This is a genomic window from Shewanella algidipiscicola (genome assembly GCF_003605125.1).
In the GTDB taxonomy this organism is placed as follows: domain Bacteria; phylum Pseudomonadota; class Gammaproteobacteria; order Enterobacterales; family Shewanellaceae; genus Shewanella; species Shewanella algidipiscicola.
In genome coordinates this window covers 22,888-39,831 of the sequence record NZ_QPQT01000020.1, presented here as the reverse complement: position 1 = coordinate 39,831, position 16,944 = coordinate 22,888, and the positions used below count along the sequence as shown (strand labels likewise).

At 47.1% G+C, this 16,944-nt stretch carries 14 protein-coding genes; 6 read left to right on the top strand and 8 right to left on the bottom strand.

Going from position 1 to position 16,944, the window contains the following annotated elements; genetic code table 11:
- Positions 1-115 precede the first annotated feature (115 nt).
- Complete coding sequence (gene yihA, locus DVO77_RS17705) at positions 116-772, top strand: ribosome biogenesis GTP-binding protein YihA/YsxC (protein ID WP_110458406.1); 657 nt, start codon at positions 116-118, stop codon at positions 770-772.
- 737 nt (positions 773-1,509) lie between these two features.
- Here the strand turns inward: yihA and polA are convergent.
- On the bottom strand, positions 1,510-4,269 hold the full coding sequence (gene polA, locus DVO77_RS17700) for a DNA polymerase I (RefSeq protein WP_119979234.1): 2,760 nt from the start codon (positions 4,267-4,269) through the stop codon (positions 1,510-1,512).
- A gap of 386 nt (positions 4,270-4,655) precedes the next feature.
- Between polA and elbB the strand changes: the two genes are divergently transcribed.
- A complete protein-coding gene (gene elbB / locus DVO77_RS17695) occupies positions 4,656-5,309 on the top strand; it encodes an isoprenoid biosynthesis glyoxalase ElbB (protein ID WP_119979233.1) in 654 nt (217 codons plus the stop codon).
- A gap of 30 nt (positions 5,310-5,339) precedes the next feature.
- Here elbB and glpG read toward each other — a convergent pair whose 3' ends face one another.
- From glpG to DVO77_RS17665, 6 genes are all read right to left on the bottom strand, one after another.
- Positions 5,340-6,176 (bottom strand): rhomboid family intramembrane serine protease GlpG, encoded by an 837-nt coding sequence (glpG, locus tag DVO77_RS17690; RefSeq protein WP_110458476.1) that lies wholly within the window; start codon positions 6,174-6,176, stop codon positions 5,340-5,342.
- Positions 6,177-6,195: 19 nt separating this feature from the next.
- Positions 6,196-6,501 carry a thiosulfate sulfurtransferase GlpE gene (gene glpE / locus DVO77_RS17685; RefSeq protein ID WP_110458402.1) on the bottom strand — a complete coding sequence of 102 codons (306 nt, stop codon included), beginning with the start codon at positions 6,499-6,501 and terminating at the stop codon, positions 6,196-6,198.
- Positions 6,502-6,586: 85 nt separating this feature from the next.
- Positions 6,587-7,612 carry an L-threonine 3-dehydrogenase gene (gene tdh, locus DVO77_RS17680; protein WP_110458401.1) on the bottom strand — a complete coding sequence of 342 codons (1,026 nt, stop codon included), beginning with the start codon at positions 7,610-7,612 and terminating at the stop codon, positions 6,587-6,589.
- Positions 7,613-7,700: 88 nt separating this feature from the next.
- A complete protein-coding gene (locus DVO77_RS17675) occupies positions 7,701-8,897 on the bottom strand; it encodes a glycine C-acetyltransferase (protein WP_119979232.1) in 1,197 nt (398 codons plus the stop codon).
- Positions 8,898-9,330: 433 nt separating this feature from the next.
- Positions 9,331-9,984, bottom strand: a complete 654-nt coding sequence (locus tag DVO77_RS17670) for a TetR/AcrR family transcriptional regulator (protein ID WP_119979231.1) — start codon at positions 9,982-9,984, stop codon at positions 9,331-9,333.
- A gap of 177 nt (positions 9,985-10,161) precedes the next feature.
- Complete coding sequence (locus tag DVO77_RS17665; protein WP_110458398.1) at positions 10,162-10,821, bottom strand: TetR/AcrR family transcriptional regulator; 660 nt, start codon at positions 10,819-10,821, stop codon at positions 10,162-10,164.
- Positions 10,822-10,988: 167 nt separating this feature from the next.
- On the opposite strand from DVO77_RS17665, the gene waaA reads away from it, so the two are divergent.
- The gene (waaA, locus tag DVO77_RS17660; RefSeq protein ID WP_119979268.1) at positions 10,989-12,254 is read left to right on the top strand and encodes a lipid IV(A) 3-deoxy-D-manno-octulosonic acid transferase; all 1,266 of its coding nucleotides are present in this window, start codon (positions 10,989-10,991) and stop codon (positions 12,252-12,254) included.
- A 64-nt stretch (positions 12,255-12,318) separates the two neighbouring features.
- On the opposite strand, the gene DVO77_RS17655 is transcribed toward waaA, so the two are convergent.
- Positions 12,319-13,044 carry a 3-deoxy-D-manno-octulosonic acid kinase gene (locus tag DVO77_RS17655; protein ID WP_119979267.1) on the bottom strand — a complete coding sequence of 242 codons (726 nt, stop codon included), beginning with the start codon at positions 13,042-13,044 and terminating at the stop codon, positions 12,319-12,321.
- Positions 13,045-13,481: 437 nt separating this feature from the next.
- On the opposite strand from DVO77_RS17655, the gene DVO77_RS17645 reads away from it, so the two are divergent.
- The 3 genes from DVO77_RS17645 (at position 13,482) to DVO77_RS17635 (ending at position 16,850) form a co-directional block, all read left to right on the top strand.
- Positions 13,482-14,525 carry a glycosyltransferase family 9 protein gene (locus tag DVO77_RS17645; protein ID WP_119979229.1) on the top strand — a complete coding sequence of 348 codons (1,044 nt, stop codon included), beginning with the start codon at positions 13,482-13,484 and terminating at the stop codon, positions 14,523-14,525.
- 112 nt (positions 14,526-14,637) lie between these two features.
- On the top strand, positions 14,638-15,714 hold the full coding sequence (locus DVO77_RS17640) for a glycosyltransferase family 9 protein (RefSeq protein ID WP_119979228.1): 1,077 nt from the start codon (positions 14,638-14,640) through the stop codon (positions 15,712-15,714).
- Positions 15,711-16,850, top strand: coding sequence for a glycosyltransferase (locus DVO77_RS17635; RefSeq protein WP_162924219.1), 1,140 nt, complete (start codon positions 15,711-15,713; stop codon positions 16,848-16,850). The genes DVO77_RS17640 and DVO77_RS17635 overlap by 4 nt, the downstream gene beginning before the upstream one ends.
- Positions 16,851-16,944 lie beyond the last annotated feature (94 nt).

The following is a 16,944-nucleotide window of genomic DNA, read 5'->3' as shown; positions in this document are numbered from 1 at the left end:
CAAGCGTGATAAAATATGATTTATGTGATCGGAGTAATATTTTACACGAAATTGTGCAAATGTAAGCAACTCTTCGATATTTAAACTAAAGAATGAACAAATTTTGGAGTGGGTAGTGACTGATTCTCGTATCGATTTTCGGCAGGCAAAATTTTTGATCAGCGCACCTGATATCGCGCATCTCAATGAACATTTGCCTGGAGATGTGGGTGTTGAAATTGCATTTGCTGGCCGGTCTAACGCCGGAAAGTCCAGCGCATTAAACCAGCTTACAGAACAAAAAAGTTTGGCCCGAACCAGTAAAACTCCAGGGCGTACGCAGTTAATTAACGTCTTTGCGCTTGATGAGCACCGCCGTTTAGTGGATTTGCCCGGTTATGGTTTTGCTCAAGTCCCACTAGCGTTAAAGAAAAAGTGGCAACAAGCGTTAGGCCAATATTTACAAGAGCGTGAATGTTTAAGTGGGTTAGTGGTTTTAATGGATATCCGTCATCCGTTAAAAGATCTTGATATGCAGATGATTGAGTGGGCTGTTGATAGTCATATTCCGGTGCTCGCGCTACTGACGAAATGCGATAAGTTAGCTCAAAGCGCTAGAATGAAAACCGTTAATGAAGTTCGCAAGGCGCTAATTGATTTCGGTGATGCGGTCAAAGTTGAGCCTTTCTCGTCATTAAAAGGCACTGGAAAACCTAAGGTATTAAGCATACTGAATGAATGGTGTCACCCTGACTGGTTAGTTGAGGCTTTGGCCGAAGCCGACCAAGAGTAGTATTCAAGGTGCTGTAAAAACGCTTCCTTCGTGGAGGCGTTTTTTTGCTTAAGTTAGTTGAGCTGGTGTTGCTGATAACAAAGGAAGCAGGGAGAAGTAGCCGAATTTTAAGCAAAAAAAAACCGACGGTATAAACCATCGGCGAATAAATTAGCTCTTTTGAGGAGAAGCTAAATTCAACAAGACTCAAGTTCCATTAATCGATGATCAATGGCTCTCAATAAGTTTATGATAGCGCGAATCTCGAACGACTTAAAGTATTTGCTCTAAAATAAATTTCAGGTGAAAAAAAGCCCCAGCAATTAAATTGCTGAGGCGCCATAATTCGGCTATTCACTTAATAAGTGAATTAAAAAAGGTCTGAAAGATAGAACATCTTAACCTCTGTACCCTACGCCGAGAATAATACTGTATTGGACGTAATTAGGGAAACTGTTTTTCGTTAAAAACGACAATAATGTGAGCGATATCTAAAAAATGGCGATAAAAACGCCAGCTTTTTGATCTTAAAATTTCAATTTAGCTCTTTTAAATAAGAGTTTATCGATTTAAATACTCAAAATGAAAATAAATTACTTTTCAGGTTAATGGCTCGTGCTGACTAAAGGTGAGTAGGTTGATCGTCTCTGGTGGATTAGTGTGAGGCTTATACTGCAATAAAAAGCCTCACACTAAATGAGGCTTAATCAATTCAAATGCTGCGCCTTTAGTCAGCTGGCCGTTGGAGATGTGTTGTATTAGTGCGCCTGTTCCCAGTTGTCACCAATACCGGCCTCGGCCAGTAGCTCGACATCAAGACTGGCAGTGCTCGCCATTAATTGACAGACTTTTTCTTTTAAGCTCTCGGCTTTATCGCTATCAACTTCGAAAACTAATTCATCGTGTACCTGCATGATCATGGTGATCTCGCCTTGAGTGTCGCTTGCAATCCAATGTGCCACATCAATCATCGCTTTCTTGATGATATCGGCAGCGGTGCCTTGCATCGGGGCGTTGATTGCGGCGCGTTCAGCTGCTTGGCGTCGCATGGCATTTCTATCTTTGATGGCTGGTAGGTAGAGCCTGCGGCCAAATAGCGTTGATACGTAACCTTGTTCGGCTGCCGCGGCGCGGGTTTCTTCCATATACTTGAGTACACCCGGGTAGCGCTTAAAGTAGATGTCGATATATTTTTGCGCTTCGGAGCGAGGGATATCAAGCTGGCGTGCTAGCCCAAAGGCTGACATGCCATAAATGAGGCCAAAATTGACCGCTTTTGCGCGGCGACGTTGTTCACTGCTCACCTCACTAAAATCGACGCCAAAGACTTCAGCGGCGGTCGCGCTATGAATATCTTTACCCTCGGCAAACGCGCTCAGTAAGCCTGGGTCCTGCGATAGGTGTGCCATGATGCGTAATTCGATTTGCGAGTAATCGGCAGCCAGAATTTTACGCCCTTCACCCGCGATGAAGGCGTGGCGAATGCGGCGACCCTCTTCGGTGCGGATTGGGATATTTTGTAGGTTAGGCTCACTCGACGATAAACGACCGGTTGCAGCATTGGCTTGATGATAACTAGTGTGTACTCTGCCAGTATTTGCGTCGACCATCAAAGGTAGCTTGTCGGTGTAAGTGCTTTTTAACTTTGATAAGCTTCTGTGCTCTAGCAGTATTTTAGGTAACGGATAGTCGAGCGCCAGTTCGACTAACACCTCTTCGGCTGTCGATGGTGCGCCTTTGGGGGTTTTCTTAATCACAGGGTAGCCGAGCTTCTCAAAAAACAGGGCTTGTAACTGTTTAGTTGAGCTGAGATTAAAGGTTTCGCCGGCGATGTCGTAAGCTTTTTGTTCTAGCTCATCAATTTTTCGTGCGAGTTCTTCACTTTGCTGGCCGAGTAACATGCTGTCAATTAGCACGCCTTGGCGTTCAATTTGTGATAGCACGCTTACCAGCGGCAATTCGATATCACTGAACACGCTAGCGAGTGCAGGGGCCTTGGCTAATCTTGGCCACAAATGCTGATGTAATCTTAGGGTGATATCGGCATCTTCAGCGGCGTAAGGTGCTGCTACCTCTAGCGGGATTTGATTGAAGGTCAGTTGCTTGGCGCCTTTACCTGCAATCTCTTCGAAGCCGATAGTCTTATGTCCCAGATATTTAAGGGCTAAGTCGTCCATATTGTGTTTCGAAGCGACCGAATTAAATACATAAGATTCGAGCATGGTATCGAAGGCTATGCCGCGCAGCGTGATCCCAACGTTGGCCAGAATACTCATATCGTACTTTAGGTTTTGGCCAACCTTTTTGATACTAGCATCCTCGAGTAGTGGGGTTAATTTGGCTAAAGCTTGTGCCATGTCCAGTTGTTCTGGCGCGTCGGGATAATCATGTCCAAGTGGCAGATACGCAGCCTGACCCGCTTCAATAGCAAAGGATAAGCCGACTAACTTAGCCTGCATATAGTTAAGGCTGGTGGTTTCGGTATCGACGGCAAAGAGTTCGGCACTAGCGAGTTTTTCAATCCACTCGTCCAGTTGTTGCCAGCTTAAAATGGTGATGTAATTGGCATCGATATCTTGTGGTACAGGCGTGCTATCTTCGCCCTGTGAGTCATTGGTTATACTATTAGCGCCTTTACCATCGAGCACTTCGGCAAGCCAACGCTTGAATTCCATTTCGCCATAGCATTTGATCAACTCTTCGTTATCGGCTGGAGCGATATTCAGCTGATGCCAATCTTGGTCTAATTCAACATCTAACTTAATGGTAGCGAGTTCATATGAGAGTCTTAGCATTTCGCCATGTTCGGCAATTTTGGCTGGCATGGTTTTAGCGCCCCGAAAGCCGAGCTCTGGCATTTTTTCTGGGTGAGCTAAGATCTGCTCAACCCCTCCAACACCATTAAGCATCGCCAGCGCGGTTTTTTCACCCACACCAGGTAAGCCTGGAATGTTATCGGCTTTATCGCCTTGCAGTGCTAATAGGTCGACAATCAATTCTGGGCCAACGCCAAACTTTTCGAGTACTTCTTCAGGCCCTAATATGGTATTGGTCATGGTGTTGATAAGGGTGATATTGTCATCGACTAGCTGCGCCATATCTTTATCGCCAGTGCTGATCAATACCGAGCGTCCCTCTTTGCTCGCTTGAGTCGCAATCGTGCCAATAACATCATCGGCTTCGACACCCGGCACACAGACTAATGGCAGGCCAAGTGCTCGCACAATACGGTGTAGCGGTTCAATTTGCGAACGTAGGTCATCAGGCATCGTTGGGCGATGCGCCTTATATTCTGCATACAAATCATTACGGAACGTTTTCCCCTTGGCATCGAATACAACGGCCATCTGTGTTGGCTTATATTGCTTGAGAAGGCTACGCAGCATATTAATTACGCCATAAACGGCACCAGTGGCTTCGCCTTTCGAGTTCGTTAGGTGAGGGGGGGCATAATAAGCGCGGTAAAGATAAGAAGAACCATCCACAAGTATCAGTGGGTTTTCAGCAATAGTAGGCATAATGTTTATTCATTTATCGGTATTCGATGATGGCGCTAGCATGCCACATTAGGACGATTTCGGCCACGCAAAATTACTCACTAGGCTGTGGATAAGTCTGTGAGCTAAAAAAAAATCAACGAGCAGGTTTTACAACCGCGACGACATGGTGTGATTTTAAGTTATTGATTTTATGTGGTGTTTATTTTTTGTGTGAACTAGGTATTACTTCCAAGTAAAATTTCCTAATGTGTGGACTTTTATTTTTATTCCATTTATCGGCTCTGGCTTGGCGAATTGACAACGGCTTGCTAAAGTCGAGGGACTAACTTAGCACGAAAAATAAACAGATCAAGCGATTTGTTGTTTTATTGTTAAAACTATTGGGTATATAAAAGGAGCTATTAATGAAAAAATTCGCAGTGTTATTGAGTGGTGCGGGTGTGTTTGATGGTAGCGAGCTCCATGAGGCGGTGTTGACCTTGCTATCGGTCACTCAAGCCGGTGCCTGTTATCAGTGTTTTGCCCCCGATATTGCCCAGATGCATGTGGTAAATCACCTGACTGGTGAAGTCGATGTCAAAGATAAGCGTAATGTATTGGTGGAATCTGCACGGATTGCGCGGGGGGAGATAAAGGCCACGACAGATCTGGTTATCGGTGAGTTTGACGGCTTGTTGATCCCCGGTGGCTTTGGCGCCGCCAAGAACCTGTGTAATTTCGCCGTTGCGGGTAGCGAATGTGAGGTTGCGCCTGAGGTTATTGATTTTATTAATGAGTTTATTGAAACGAAAAAGCCAGTGGGCTTTATCTGCATTTCTCCTGTGATGATCCCTAAGTTGTATAATCAGGCTCGTGGCACCATTGGGCACGACACCGAAACTGCACATGCGTTTAATTTGATGGGTGGTCAGCATGTCGAGGCTAATGTGGATCAGATAGTGGTTGATGAAGCCAATAAATTAGTTAGCACGCCAGCTTACATGCTGGCAGAGAATATTGCCCAAGCACAACTTGGTATCGACAAACTGGTGAGAAAGGTGATTGAGCTGGCTGCGTAGGCGGCAATAACAAGCCCTAGGCGCTTGCGCCTAGGTGTGTTTTTTACTATCGATAAAGCCTTGAATCACCCCGACAACCAAGCCGCCAATATGAGCGCCGTTGGCTATCGATAGGCCAAACATATCGGTAAAGCCTAATACCAGCCAAAGAAGCATAAAGCCGATATAAGCGGGTGGCAGGCCTATGCCTGCTTCTGGGCGTTTAACACCCATCACCCAAGTGTAGCCGACCACAGCGTAGACTACGCCAGAGAGGCCGCCAAAGTTAGGCCCGCTGATAAAATACTGCACAATATTGGGCAGTGTGCCGGCGATCAGCAGTAGGATAAACAGGGGGGCAACGCCGAGCTTGTTTTCAATTTTACCGCCTAAATACCACCACCAGAGCAGATTAAATAAGATATGCATGGCTGAAAAATGCATTAGGCTCGGGGTGAAGACGCGCCACACTTGCTCAAAGCCACTATTGGGGACGGCACCAAAGAATGACAGGTGTTCAAATAACACATTAGCAAAGCCAATATTAAAGCCTAAATAGATCACGGCGCAAAGGGCAATAATCCCTAGCGTGAGTGGGCCAGCGCCAGAGATAAATTGGCTCAGCAGTTGTAAGCTAGGTGCACCATAATCTAATTTTGTTGCTGGGTTGCCATTATCCCAAGAGGCTTGCAGGTATTTATCATCATGGGGATGTAGAATAAACCGCTCATATTCGGCGCGGGCAGATGCATAATCTTGTTCGTGCTCAACGGATACAATAACGTCGTGTTCACCATGGGTGAGTTGGCAGCTTACACCTTGACCTTTTAAGTAGTCGATAAGTGCCTGTGCGGCACGCGCGTTGGGTAAGCGACCAATTTCTAGCATTAGCATTTTCTCACTGGAGTTAGTTAGCTTCGCGCCACGCTTGGAAGCCGCCATCTAGGCTATATACGTCATCGAAGCCTTGTTCGTGTAAATATTGTGCGGCATTTTGGCTGCTGATGCCATGATAGCAAACCACCACTAAGGGCTGATCCATATCGGCTTCGGCAATGTAGGCCGCAAGATTGTCGTTAGTCAGGTTAGTAGAGCCTGCAATGTGTCCAGCCTCGAAACTGGCATTGTCACGAATATCGACGATCTGAATCTGACTATCTTCTTGTTGCATTTGCAGCAGTTGATTAACGCTTAAGTGTTGAAAAGCTGACATAGTAAACCTGTAGAAATAAGCAATTATAGGTGAGTGTGCAATAGGGAGCTGTAACTGTACAGCCCCCTTGCTAAAGAATTCTCGGTTAATCCCAGCTAAGGATCACTTTACCAGATTGACCAGAACGCATGGCATCAAAGCCTGCTTGGAAGTCATCGACATTGAAGTGGTGGGTAATAATGGGGGAAATATCTAAACCCGACTGGATCAGGCTGGCCATCTTGTACCAAGTTTCAAACATTTCACGGCCGTAAATGCCTTTGATGATTAACCCTTTAAAGATCACCTTGCTCCAGTCGATAGCCATCTCTCCACCCGGAATGCCTAGCATGGCAACTTTGCCGCCATGGTTCATGGTGTCGAGCATTGAGTGGAACGCTGCAGGCACGCCAGACATCTCCAGTCCCACATCGAAACCTTCGGTCATGCCAAGCTCGTGCATCACATCTTCGAGTTTGTCGGTCGCAACGTTAACGGCGCGAGTGGCGCCCATCTTTTTCGCTAACTCAAGGCGGTATTCGTTAACATCGGTGATCACCACGTGACGCGCACCGACATGGCGACATACCGCAGCAGCCATAATGCCGATAGGGCCGGCTCCGGTGATTAAGACATCTTCACCCACCAGATCAAATGATAATGCGGTATGTACTGCATTACCAAAGGGATCAAAGATAGAGGCTAAGTCATCAGAAATATCATCAGGGATCTTAAAAGCATTAAAAGCGGGGATCACCAGATACTCTGCGAAGGCCCCTTCACGGTTAACCCCAACACCTGAGGTGTTACGGCATAGGTGGGTACGACCTGCGCGGCAATTACGGCAGTGACCACAGGTGATATGGCCTTCACCCGACACCCGATCGCCAATGGCGAAACCACGGACTTCTTGGCCAATCTCAACCACTTCACCTACATATTCATGACCTACCACCATAGGGACTGGAATCGTATTTTGTGACCACTCATCCCAGTTATAAATATGTACGTCGGTGCCGCAGATGGCGGTTTTACGAATTTTAATCAACAGATCGTTATGGCCGACTGCAGGTTTTGGCGCATCGACCATCCAGATGCCTTCTTCAGGCTTTAATTTGCTTAGTGCTTTCATGTTCTACCCTATGACTGACTCACGCTGGCGGTCAGTAAAATGCCATTCAATAAGGGCTACAACACAGTGTAGCCCCTTTGGTTTTATATTAGCCGATAATGCCCATCTCTTTACCGATACGGGTAAAGGCATCGATGGCGCGATCTAACTGTTCACGGCTATGGGCGGCAGACATTTGGGTACGAATACGCGCTTGGCCTTTCGGTACCACAGGGAATGAGAAGCCAACGACGTAAATATGTTCTTCGAGTAATCGGTTGGCAAAATCGCCCGCTAACTTAGCGTCACCAATCATCACTGGGATGATGGCGTGATCGGCGCCGCCCAAGGTAAAGCCGGCAGCGGTCATTTTTTCGCGGAAATAACGACTGTTCTCCCACACCGCTTCACGCAGTGCCTGACCAGATTTGAGCATTTCAAGGACATGAATCGAGGCGCTTACAATGGCCGGTGCCAAAGAGTTAGAAAACAGATAAGGACGTGAACGCTGACGTAACCAGTCGATGACCTCTTTTTTGCCCGCAGTAAATCCGCCCGACGCGCCACCTAATGCCTTACCTAAGGTGCCAGTGATGATGTCCACTCTGTCCATCACATCACAATATTCGTGGGTGCCACGACCATTTTGGCCAATAAAGCCCACGGCATGGGAGTCGTCAACCATGACGAGTGCGCCATGCTGGTCGGCAAGGTCGCACACACTTTTGAGGTTTGCAATAACCCCATCCATGGAAAATACGCCATCGGTGGCGATAAGAATATGGCGCGCCCCAGCTGCTTTTGCAGCCTTAAGTTGTGTTTCTAAATCGGCCATATCATTGTTGGCATAGCGAAAACGCTTGGCTTTACACAAGCGGACACCATCGATAATGGACGCATGGTTAAGCGCATCAGACACAATAGCGTCCTCGGCGCCCAATAGGGTTTCAAACAAGCCGGCGTTAGCGTCGAAGCAAGAAGAGTAAAGAATGGTATCTTCCATGCCGAGGAATTCACTTAGGCTGGCCTCAAGCTGCTTGTGGATATCTTGTGTGCCGCAAATAAAGCGTACCGATGCCATACCAAAACCGTGATCGTTTAATCCTTGCTGCGCCGCAGCGATAAGCTCAGGGTGGTTGGCAAGACCGAGATAGTTGTTGGCGCAGAAATTCATCACTTCGCTGCCATTGACTTCGATTGATGTTTGTTGAGGGGAGACGATTACACGCTCGCTTTTGTATAAGCCTTCGGCTTTGACTTCAACAAGCTGTTGATTAATTTGGTCGTAGAATGAGGTTTTGGTCACAGGAGATCTCCTTCTTGGGGATAATTTTATTGTTATCATTTACGCTTGATTCATCGAGCCGACTTAGGCAATGAATGAGCGAAACCGCATCCGTTAGGAAGCGTTGTTGTTGCCGGAGTCGTGGCGTATATGTTGTTTAAATCCGTCACCCGACCGTCAATATGTTTGGATGAATTTCCCCATATTTACTGCCATAGTGACCGCATTATTGACAAATGAACACGGCGAATAGCAACCACGCTAAGCGATAGGTTGGCCGAATTCTAACCTTAAATGGGCTTGGCGCCACACTCTTTTTTTTGTCATTAACTTAGCTAGTGCAATCACAACTTTTGCATAACAAAAGGTAATGTGAAATGTCACATAGACAACAATGTTAGTTATGGTTCATGTGGGGTCAAACCATTTAGGGTGAGTGACCGCTGTTTGGCGCTTAATCTGCTTGTTGTTCGGTTTGAGCAAGCGTCTGGTAATGTTGCTCCAGTCGCATAAAGGTGGGCTTAGCGTCATCACTGGCGTAGGCTCTAAACAGCATTAATACCCTAAGCAGGCCCTCGTACAGCGAAGTCTTGGTGATTACGGTGGTTTCTGAGTGGGTGAGGCGGTTACTTATCCAGAAGCAAGCGACCATTCTAATGGTGTCAGCCAATGGGGTGATATCCCTATCCTCGATAGTTAGTACACCGTCTTGTTTTAGTTTGTTTAAAATGTTGCTCGATCGTGCTAACACCTGTTTTTGGATTTGGGTGTATTGCTTATTGAGTTCTGGGTCGCGGCCTAAAATGATCACTAAATTAGAATACATAAAGCGGAACTGCCACAGGGTATAAAATAGAGCATCGAAATAGCCAATTAATAGGTCAACATCCACTTTTTTGTCTTGATAGGGCTGAAAGCCTGAATCAAGGTGTTGTTGGTAGAGGGTGAAAATAGAGCGAATAATGTCTTCTTTATTACGAAAGTGGTAATAGAGGTTACCCGGACTGATCCCTAAATGAGTGGCAATATGGTTAGTAGTAATGCTTCTTTCGCCGTGCTCATTAAAGAGTTCTAAGCTGGCATGGACAATTTTATCGCGGGTTTTCATGCAGATCCTAAATGTGGCAGTTAAGAGTTGTGCTCAATCGCTATCTAATGGGCTATTGATCATACATCACACATTAACATGGAAATTGAAAAGGTAAACATGCCCTTAGTAAAAGTCAATTGGTGGCTAATCTGACCAGTGGCTATGCGAGATCATTCTCGTCGTTTGGCTGTCAGCCTAACTAGAATGCTTAGCAGCTTGCAGGCTATGTAGCGTTTGGTAGTGTTCCTCTAAGCGGTTAAAGGTCGCTATAGAGATAGGTGTTGCGTGTGCCTTAAAAATCATGATCACTCTAAGTATGCCTTCATACAGGCAAGTTTTGGTGATTGCAATGGAGGAAGAGTGGGTCTGTTTATAGCCAATCCAGAAACAGGCAACCATTCTCATGGTATCGGCTAGCAGCATGATCTTATCATCGTCAACATCCAGCAGACCATCGCGCTTTAGCTGCCCCAAAATATTACTTGAGCGATCAAGAGCCAATTGCTGAACTTGCAGATAGCGCTGCAGTAATGCCTCGTCGCTGCTCAAGATATAGGTCAAGTTGGTATACATAAATCGGAAACGCCATAGGATGTTAAACATGGTATCGAAATAGCCAATGAGTAGCTCTACGCTGACATGCTTATGTGCATAGGGCTGAAATCCCGCGTGAAGGTGCGCTTCATAAAGGCTGAATATAGAGCGAATGATGTCTTCTTTATTCTTAAAATGATAATAGAGATTACCAGGGCTAATACCTAAATGCGCCGCAATATGGTTAGTGGTAATGCGCCGCTCGCCCTTAGTGTTGAATAATTTTAGGCTAGCATGGACAATTTTTTCACTGGTTTTCATGCAATTACCGCTGTTATGGGAGGGGATTATTTATCTTACCCCAAATAGGAGGCCTATCGAAAATGGGGGTGTTAGCACATGTAAACGTCCTAAATGTCTCTGTTAACAGCGCTTATGTTAGTATTACGGCAACTAAGCAAACAAAATGCAATCAAGCGCACACTTTTATGAATCGAATCTTATATTCAACTCTGTTATATCTGCTTTCTCCTTTACTGCTGCTTTATTTGACGTTTCGCGCTGTAAAAAGTCCCGCTTATCGAGGCCGCTGGGCAGAGCGTTTTGGCTTAAGTCGTTTACAGGCTACCGATCTGTTAGTCCATTCGGTGTCGATGGGAGAAACCCTTGCGGCCATCCCACTGATAAATAAAATACTGACTCAGTATCCGCATCTGACTCTCACCGTCACGACCACCAGTCCTACAGGGTCGGCAGAGGTCATTAAGGCGTTTGGCGACCGAGTGCAACATTGCTACCTCCCTTTTGACCTGCCGCTATGTGTGGCTCGCTTTCTCAGCCAAGTGCAGCCTAAACAGTGCATTATTATGGAAACCGAGTTGTGGCCTAACTTACTGCATCAGGCTAAACAGCGTGGCGTTAAGTTGATGTTGGCCAATGCGCGTTTATCTGCCAAGTCGGCCAAGCAATATCAACAGCGGCGTAAGCTGGTGATCCCCATGTTGCAGGCCTTAGATGTGATAGCGGCGCAGTCGCCGTCAACCGCAGAGCGTTTTATCGCCTTGGGGGTGCCAGCCAGCAAAATTGAGGTGACAGGTAGTTTGAAATTCGATCTCACCATTGGTGAGCAGCATATCGCCAAGGCAAGGCTGCTGCGTAGTGAGTGGCAACGCCTAGAAGTACCTGTGTGGGTGGCTGGCAGCGTGCATCCGGGGGAGTTTGACGCTATGTTATCGGCGCATAAAAATGTATTGATCCGCTTTCCTCATGCGCTGTTGGTCATGGTGCCAAGGCACCCTGAGCAGTTTGAGGCCGCAGCAAGTCGCGTTAAAGCTGCGGGATTAACGCTGGCGCGTCGCAGCCAAGCAGACAAGGTTGATGCCGATACCCAAGTGTTGCTGGGCGATACCATGGGAGAACTACTCAGTTTCTATGGCGCCGCAGACCAAGCTTTTGTCGGGGGCACGCTTATTGAAAATGGTGGCCATAATCCGCTCGAACCTGCTGCCATGGGACTGCCTGTTTACGTGGGGCCCAATTTCAGGGACTTCGCCGAAATAGCGCTCATGCTACAAGAAGCAGGTGCCTTATCCGTGGTGAAATCGGCCGAGGACTTGGCACTACAATTAGTGGATAAATTTGATGACAAAGAGGCGTATCTGCTTGCTAGGGAGGCCGGACTTAAAGTGGTGGAAGACAATAAAGGGGCGCTTGCTGCCCAATTTGCGCTGGTGTGTGATTTGCTCGACCAGTAATGCAGCATCACTGGTCGAGTACCAAGGCGCTTATCGTCATAGCGTTTGTCGCAATCGTCTTGGCTTAAGCTTGTAAATAGCCTGCCATTAACTGCTGCCAATTGTGGTCGTTAAAATGCAGTGTGGCGAGTTTAGTCTTCTCTTTGTTAAATGAGCGTAATAAGCGATCTAGATTAGCCTGTTGCCATTTGGGCGAGGGCGTGCGCAGCTCACCGCGGTCGAAATCAATCAAGGTGAAGTTGTCATTGCCGATTAAAATGTTTTTGGCATTAAGATCGGCGTGGTAAACCCCGCGCTGGTGGAATGTGGCGATAAGCTTACCCAAGGCTTGCCACTGGGCGTCTGTCATGGGAGCATGAGATAGCTGAGCAACTAAGTCTTGTGCCCCTTCGATACGTTCAATAATGATATCACCGCGATAATGCATACCGTGACGCTGAATTTGCGCTGCGACGGGTTTAGGTACCGCAAAGCCCTCGTTAAACAACTGTTCGAGTAAGGTCAATTCGGCGATAGCACGGGTGCGCTTGAGTCCAGTATATAGGTAGCTGTCGTGGCTGAATTTTGCCATCACGCCGCCGCGATAGTAGTGGCGAAGCACCCACTGAGCTTTCTTGTGGCGGGTAATATGTTGTGGGTCGACAAACCAAGTGGTGTAACGGCCAGTTGAAGATCCCGTGATGTCACCCAGATCCTGCCAATAGTCAAAGGTAAACCAATCGGGTGTGATGGGTTTAAGTTCTGGCTCACAAAAGGCGATATAACCGGCGTCGGTACGTTTGATTTGCATAAAATTACAAGCTAACTCTGATGGCATTAAGCGAATGGCTTAATTGTAACTGATCTTCAGTGTCGAGCAGAACTGTTTCACCGACTGTTTAAGTGCTTGAATCACAGTGTTGATATTCTTCTCTCCTAGCTTGGACAAGCGATCACTTGCCTTGATCTCCGTGAGCCAGATTGTGAGCCTGTAGAGAGTGCTATATACGCGGAAAATTGTCAGGTTATATAGGGAATAAAGGGCGCAAGCAAAATACGCCGCCATACTCTTTGGCTGTCTGGGGCGCCTACCAATGCGATCCCTTGGATCTTTTGGCTACAGGGCAAATAGCGCGCTTAAGGCTATTTCCGCTGTTTTAGGGGCTAAACATGGAACCTAGCGGCATTCTACATTAAACTCGTTGCGGATCTTTAACGGCTATTAATCCCAGTGAACCCTGAAATCTTATGAGCTTAAATTTACAGTCCGCCCACTCTTTATGTTTGCTTCGTTTATCGGCCATTGGCGATGTGTGTCATGCCGTAGCCATGGTGCAGGCGATCCAGCGGCAATATCCTCATCTTGAGATCACTTGGGTGATAGGTAAGGTGGAATATCAATTGCTTAAGCATCTACCTGGGGTGCAGTTTGTGGTGTTCGATAAGTCACAAGGCTGGCGAAGTTATCTTAATCTTAAGCGTGCCTTAGCAAGGCAGCATTTTGATGTGTTGTTGCATATGCAGGTGGCGCTGCGGGCAACGATTGCTTCATTGGCCATTAGCGCAACATACCGTTTGGGATTCGATCGCGCTAGGGCTAAAGAGGGCCAATGGTTGGTGACCAATCGGCGGGTTGCGCCGTTAGCGACTCCCCATGTGTTAGACGGTTTTATGGGGTTTGCTAAAGCTGTAGGGGTAACCGATTTACAGCCATCGTGGAATATTCCAGTCCCAGTCTCTGATACTGAATTTGCCCAAAATTTGATCCCCAGCGGCCAAAGCACCTTAGTTATCTGCCCTGCAGCCAGTAAAGCCGAGCGTAATTGGCTACCCGAACGTTATGCCGCGGTTGCCGATTATGCGGTCGCGCAAGGTTATCACGTCATGTTGTGCGGCGGGCCGACAGCGTTAGAGCGAGACTTAGCGAATGCAATTCAAGGCTTTGCCAAGCATGAGTTAGATAATCAAGTCGGGCACACCTCTTTAACGCAATTATTGGCCGTGCTCAAACAGGCCTCTATGGTACTTGCGCCCGACACCGGCCCAGCTCATATGGCTGTCACTCAAGGCACTCCAGTGATCGGTTTGTATGCGCACTCTAATCCTGGACGCACAGGCCCCTATACTTGCTTAGATTTAGTCGTGAGTGTTTATGATGAAGCCGTCAAGGCACAAACATCGGGGGATGTGGCTTGGGGCACTCGCGCAAAAGGTGCCCAGCTGATGCAGATGATTAGTGTCGAGAGCGTGCTTGCCCGCTTTAATCAGCTCTCGCAACGATTAAGTCACTAATGGTAAACTGACGAGCACTGTGCTTACTTAGGCAAGTTGCAGTGGGTCATAATAACTAGGTACCCAGCATCTTAAGGGTTGCTTACGTGGTGAAGCAATAGGGATAGAGTGAATGTCGATAGCGCCAAAATTTCTGTTTGTCCCAGTTTCCTCCGAAGAGGGAATTGGAGAGTATATGCGCTCAAAAATTGTCGCCGATGAGGTGTGTAAACGCTGGCCTAATGCCCGAGTTGAATTTGTGCTCAATAGTCATGCTCCATATGCTCAGTCTTGCCCTTATCGTGCCCATTTAGTCGATGACACACCGACAAAACATATCACCGCCGTCAATCAGCTGATCACGCAATTTAAGCCCGATGTGGTAATTTTTGATGCGTCGGGTCGCAAAGCCCAGCTTAAACACGCCAATTTACATGGGGCAAAGGTGGTGTTTATCAGCCAGCATCGCCGCAAGCGGGCTCGAGGCATGAGGATTGAGCGCGCATTGGTGACCGACAGTCATTGGGTTGTGCAACCTGAATTTGTGATTGGCGATATTAATTGGTTGGATAAGCTCAAGCTAAATTTAATTAAACGTGAGCAGCCTATTTTTACTGGTTCAATCTTCGCTAACCCCACTCAAGCCGAGCAAGCGGCTTTGCAGCAACTCTATCAGGTTAACCCTAAGCAATATCTGCTCTACAGTGCCGGTTCCGGTGGGCATAAGTTGAAAGGTGTGTTAGCCGCCGATCTGTTTGCGCAGGCGGCGCAGGCGGTGTTTAAGCAAACTGGCGTGCCAAGTTTGATGGTGTTTGGTCCGAATTACCCTAAAGCCTTGCCTGAGTTTGAGGGGGTTACCGCCATTAAGCAGCTCAATACTGATGATTTTATTAATTTACTTGATGGCGCTAAGGCGGCGGTATTGAGTGGGGGAGATACGCTGTTGCAGGCGATCGCACTGAACGTGCCTACGCTAGCCGTGGCGGTGTCGAAAGATCAACCTAGCCGTATAAAGCAGTGCACTGCAAAACACTTGGCGCTTGGCTGTGACCCTGAAGTTGGAGCCATGAGTGAGCAGGTCATGCGATTACTGCAAGAGGATACCGCCAAGCAATTAACTCTGCAGATGCAGCAAGTAGCAGAGGCAAAAGGGTTAGATATTTGTATGGCTGAAATTTCCCGCTTACTAGGATATCCCTTGTGCAAATGAAGCGTATTGGCATCGCCATAGACAGTTTAGCGGGTGGCGGAGCAGAAAAAATTGTATTAACTCTCGCGGCTCAGCTCAAAAAACTAGGTCATGAGCCTCACCTCTTAGTGCTAATGCCTAATTGTGACTACCAGTTACCTGATGATATTCCAGTGCATTTTTGTTTCTCGCCAGAGCAGAAACAGATCGATAGTCTATGGCGCCTGCGTCATTCTGTGGCCCAAGTGCAGCAATGGGTAGAGGGGCTTATCGATCAGTTTGGTCAATTCGATCTGTTTTTATCCAATTTAGATAAGACCAATTTATTATTTACCAAGGCCAGCATCACTCCGCTTTACTGCGTGATCCATAACTCGATTGAAGAGGAGTTAACCCGCCAATTAAAGCTAGGTCCCTTGGCTTATTTTAATATGCTACGAGCCAAAAAAGCGCTTAATGGTCAGCACTTGGTGACTGTGTCCAAAGGGATTGAGCGTGAAATTGTGCAATCGAAGCGAGTAAGCCCCGCCTCAATTCGTACCATCTACAATCCGTTTGATATTGCGCAGATCCGTGCGCGAGCCGACGAGGAGAATAGCGACATTCCTCAAGGCGATTATCTTATCCATGTCGGACGAGTGGCTAAGCAGAAACGTCACGATATTTTATTTAAAGCCTTAGCCAAGATGCGCCAGCCATTGCCGTTAGTCCTATTATGTAATAATCCGAAAAAGGCGCTTAAATTGGCTAAAAAGCATGGCGTCGCCGACCGAGTGATCTGCCCCGGTTTTCAGGCCAACCCGTTTCCTTGGATAAAGCAAGCCAAATTGCTGGTGCTGAGCTCTGATTATGAGGGGTTTGGTAATGTGCTGCTCGAAGGGCTTGTTTGTAACACGCCAGTGGTGAGTACCCGCTGCCCTCATGGGCCCGATGAGATCTTAACTCAGGGGTTAGCCCAATATCTGGTGCCGAGACGAGATGCTGTGGCGTTGAGCCAAGCCATGGATAGCGCATTAATGGCTTATCCCGATATTACTCACATTGATATGTTTGATCGTGTGGCAATAGCTGAGATAACTCAGGCTTATTTGACCCTGTGTGATGTGCAATCTGAGTCGGATCAATCAAACTCACTATCCTCTAGCGGCGTGCTTTAATCATTATTACCCCACACGCTAGCTATCAAGAATGGTCAAATAATACATGTGCTTAAGCTCAGTGAGACCGTAGAGTCTCACCTTGGATGGTAAC

What these genes read in the sequence shown, in the direction of transcription:
- polA (WP_119979234.1), bottom strand. Translation starts at nt 4,269, where the DNA reads ATGCCTACTATTGCTGAAAACCCACTGATACTTGTGGATGGTTCTTCT.
- elbB (WP_119979233.1), top strand. Translation starts at nt 4,656, where the DNA reads ATGAAAAAATTCGCAGTGTTATTGAGTGGTGCGGGTGTGTTTGATGGT.
- glpG (WP_110458476.1), bottom strand. Translation starts at nt 6,176, where the DNA reads ATGCTAGAAATTGGTCGCTTACCCAACGCGCGTGCCGCACAGGCACTT.
- glpE (WP_110458402.1), bottom strand. Translation starts at nt 6,501, where the DNA reads ATGTCAGCTTTTCAACACTTAAGCGTTAATCAACTGCTGCAAATGCAA.
- tdh (WP_110458401.1), bottom strand. Translation starts at nt 7,612, where the DNA reads ATGAAAGCACTAAGCAAATTAAAGCCTGAAGAAGGCATCTGGATGGTC.
- DVO77_RS17670 (WP_119979231.1), bottom strand. Translation starts at nt 9,984, where the DNA reads ATGAAAACCCGCGATAAAATTGTCCATGCCAGCTTAGAACTCTTTAAT.
- DVO77_RS17665 (WP_110458398.1), bottom strand. Translation starts at nt 10,821, where the DNA reads ATGAAAACCAGTGAAAAAATTGTCCATGCTAGCCTAAAATTATTCAAC.
- waaA (WP_119979268.1), top strand. Translation starts at nt 10,989, where the DNA reads ATGAATCGAATCTTATATTCAACTCTGTTATATCTGCTTTCTCCTTTA.
- DVO77_RS17655 (WP_119979267.1), bottom strand. Translation starts at nt 13,044, where the DNA reads ATGCAAATCAAACGTACCGACGCCGGTTATATCGCCTTTTGTGAGCCA.
- DVO77_RS17645 (WP_119979229.1), top strand. Translation starts at nt 13,482, where the DNA reads ATGAGCTTAAATTTACAGTCCGCCCACTCTTTATGTTTGCTTCGTTTA.
- DVO77_RS17640 (WP_119979228.1), top strand. Translation starts at nt 14,638, where the DNA reads ATGTCGATAGCGCCAAAATTTCTGTTTGTCCCAGTTTCCTCCGAAGAG.
- DVO77_RS17635 (WP_162924219.1), top strand. Translation starts at nt 15,711, where the DNA reads ATGAAGCGTATTGGCATCGCCATAGACAGTTTAGCGGGTGGCGGAGCA.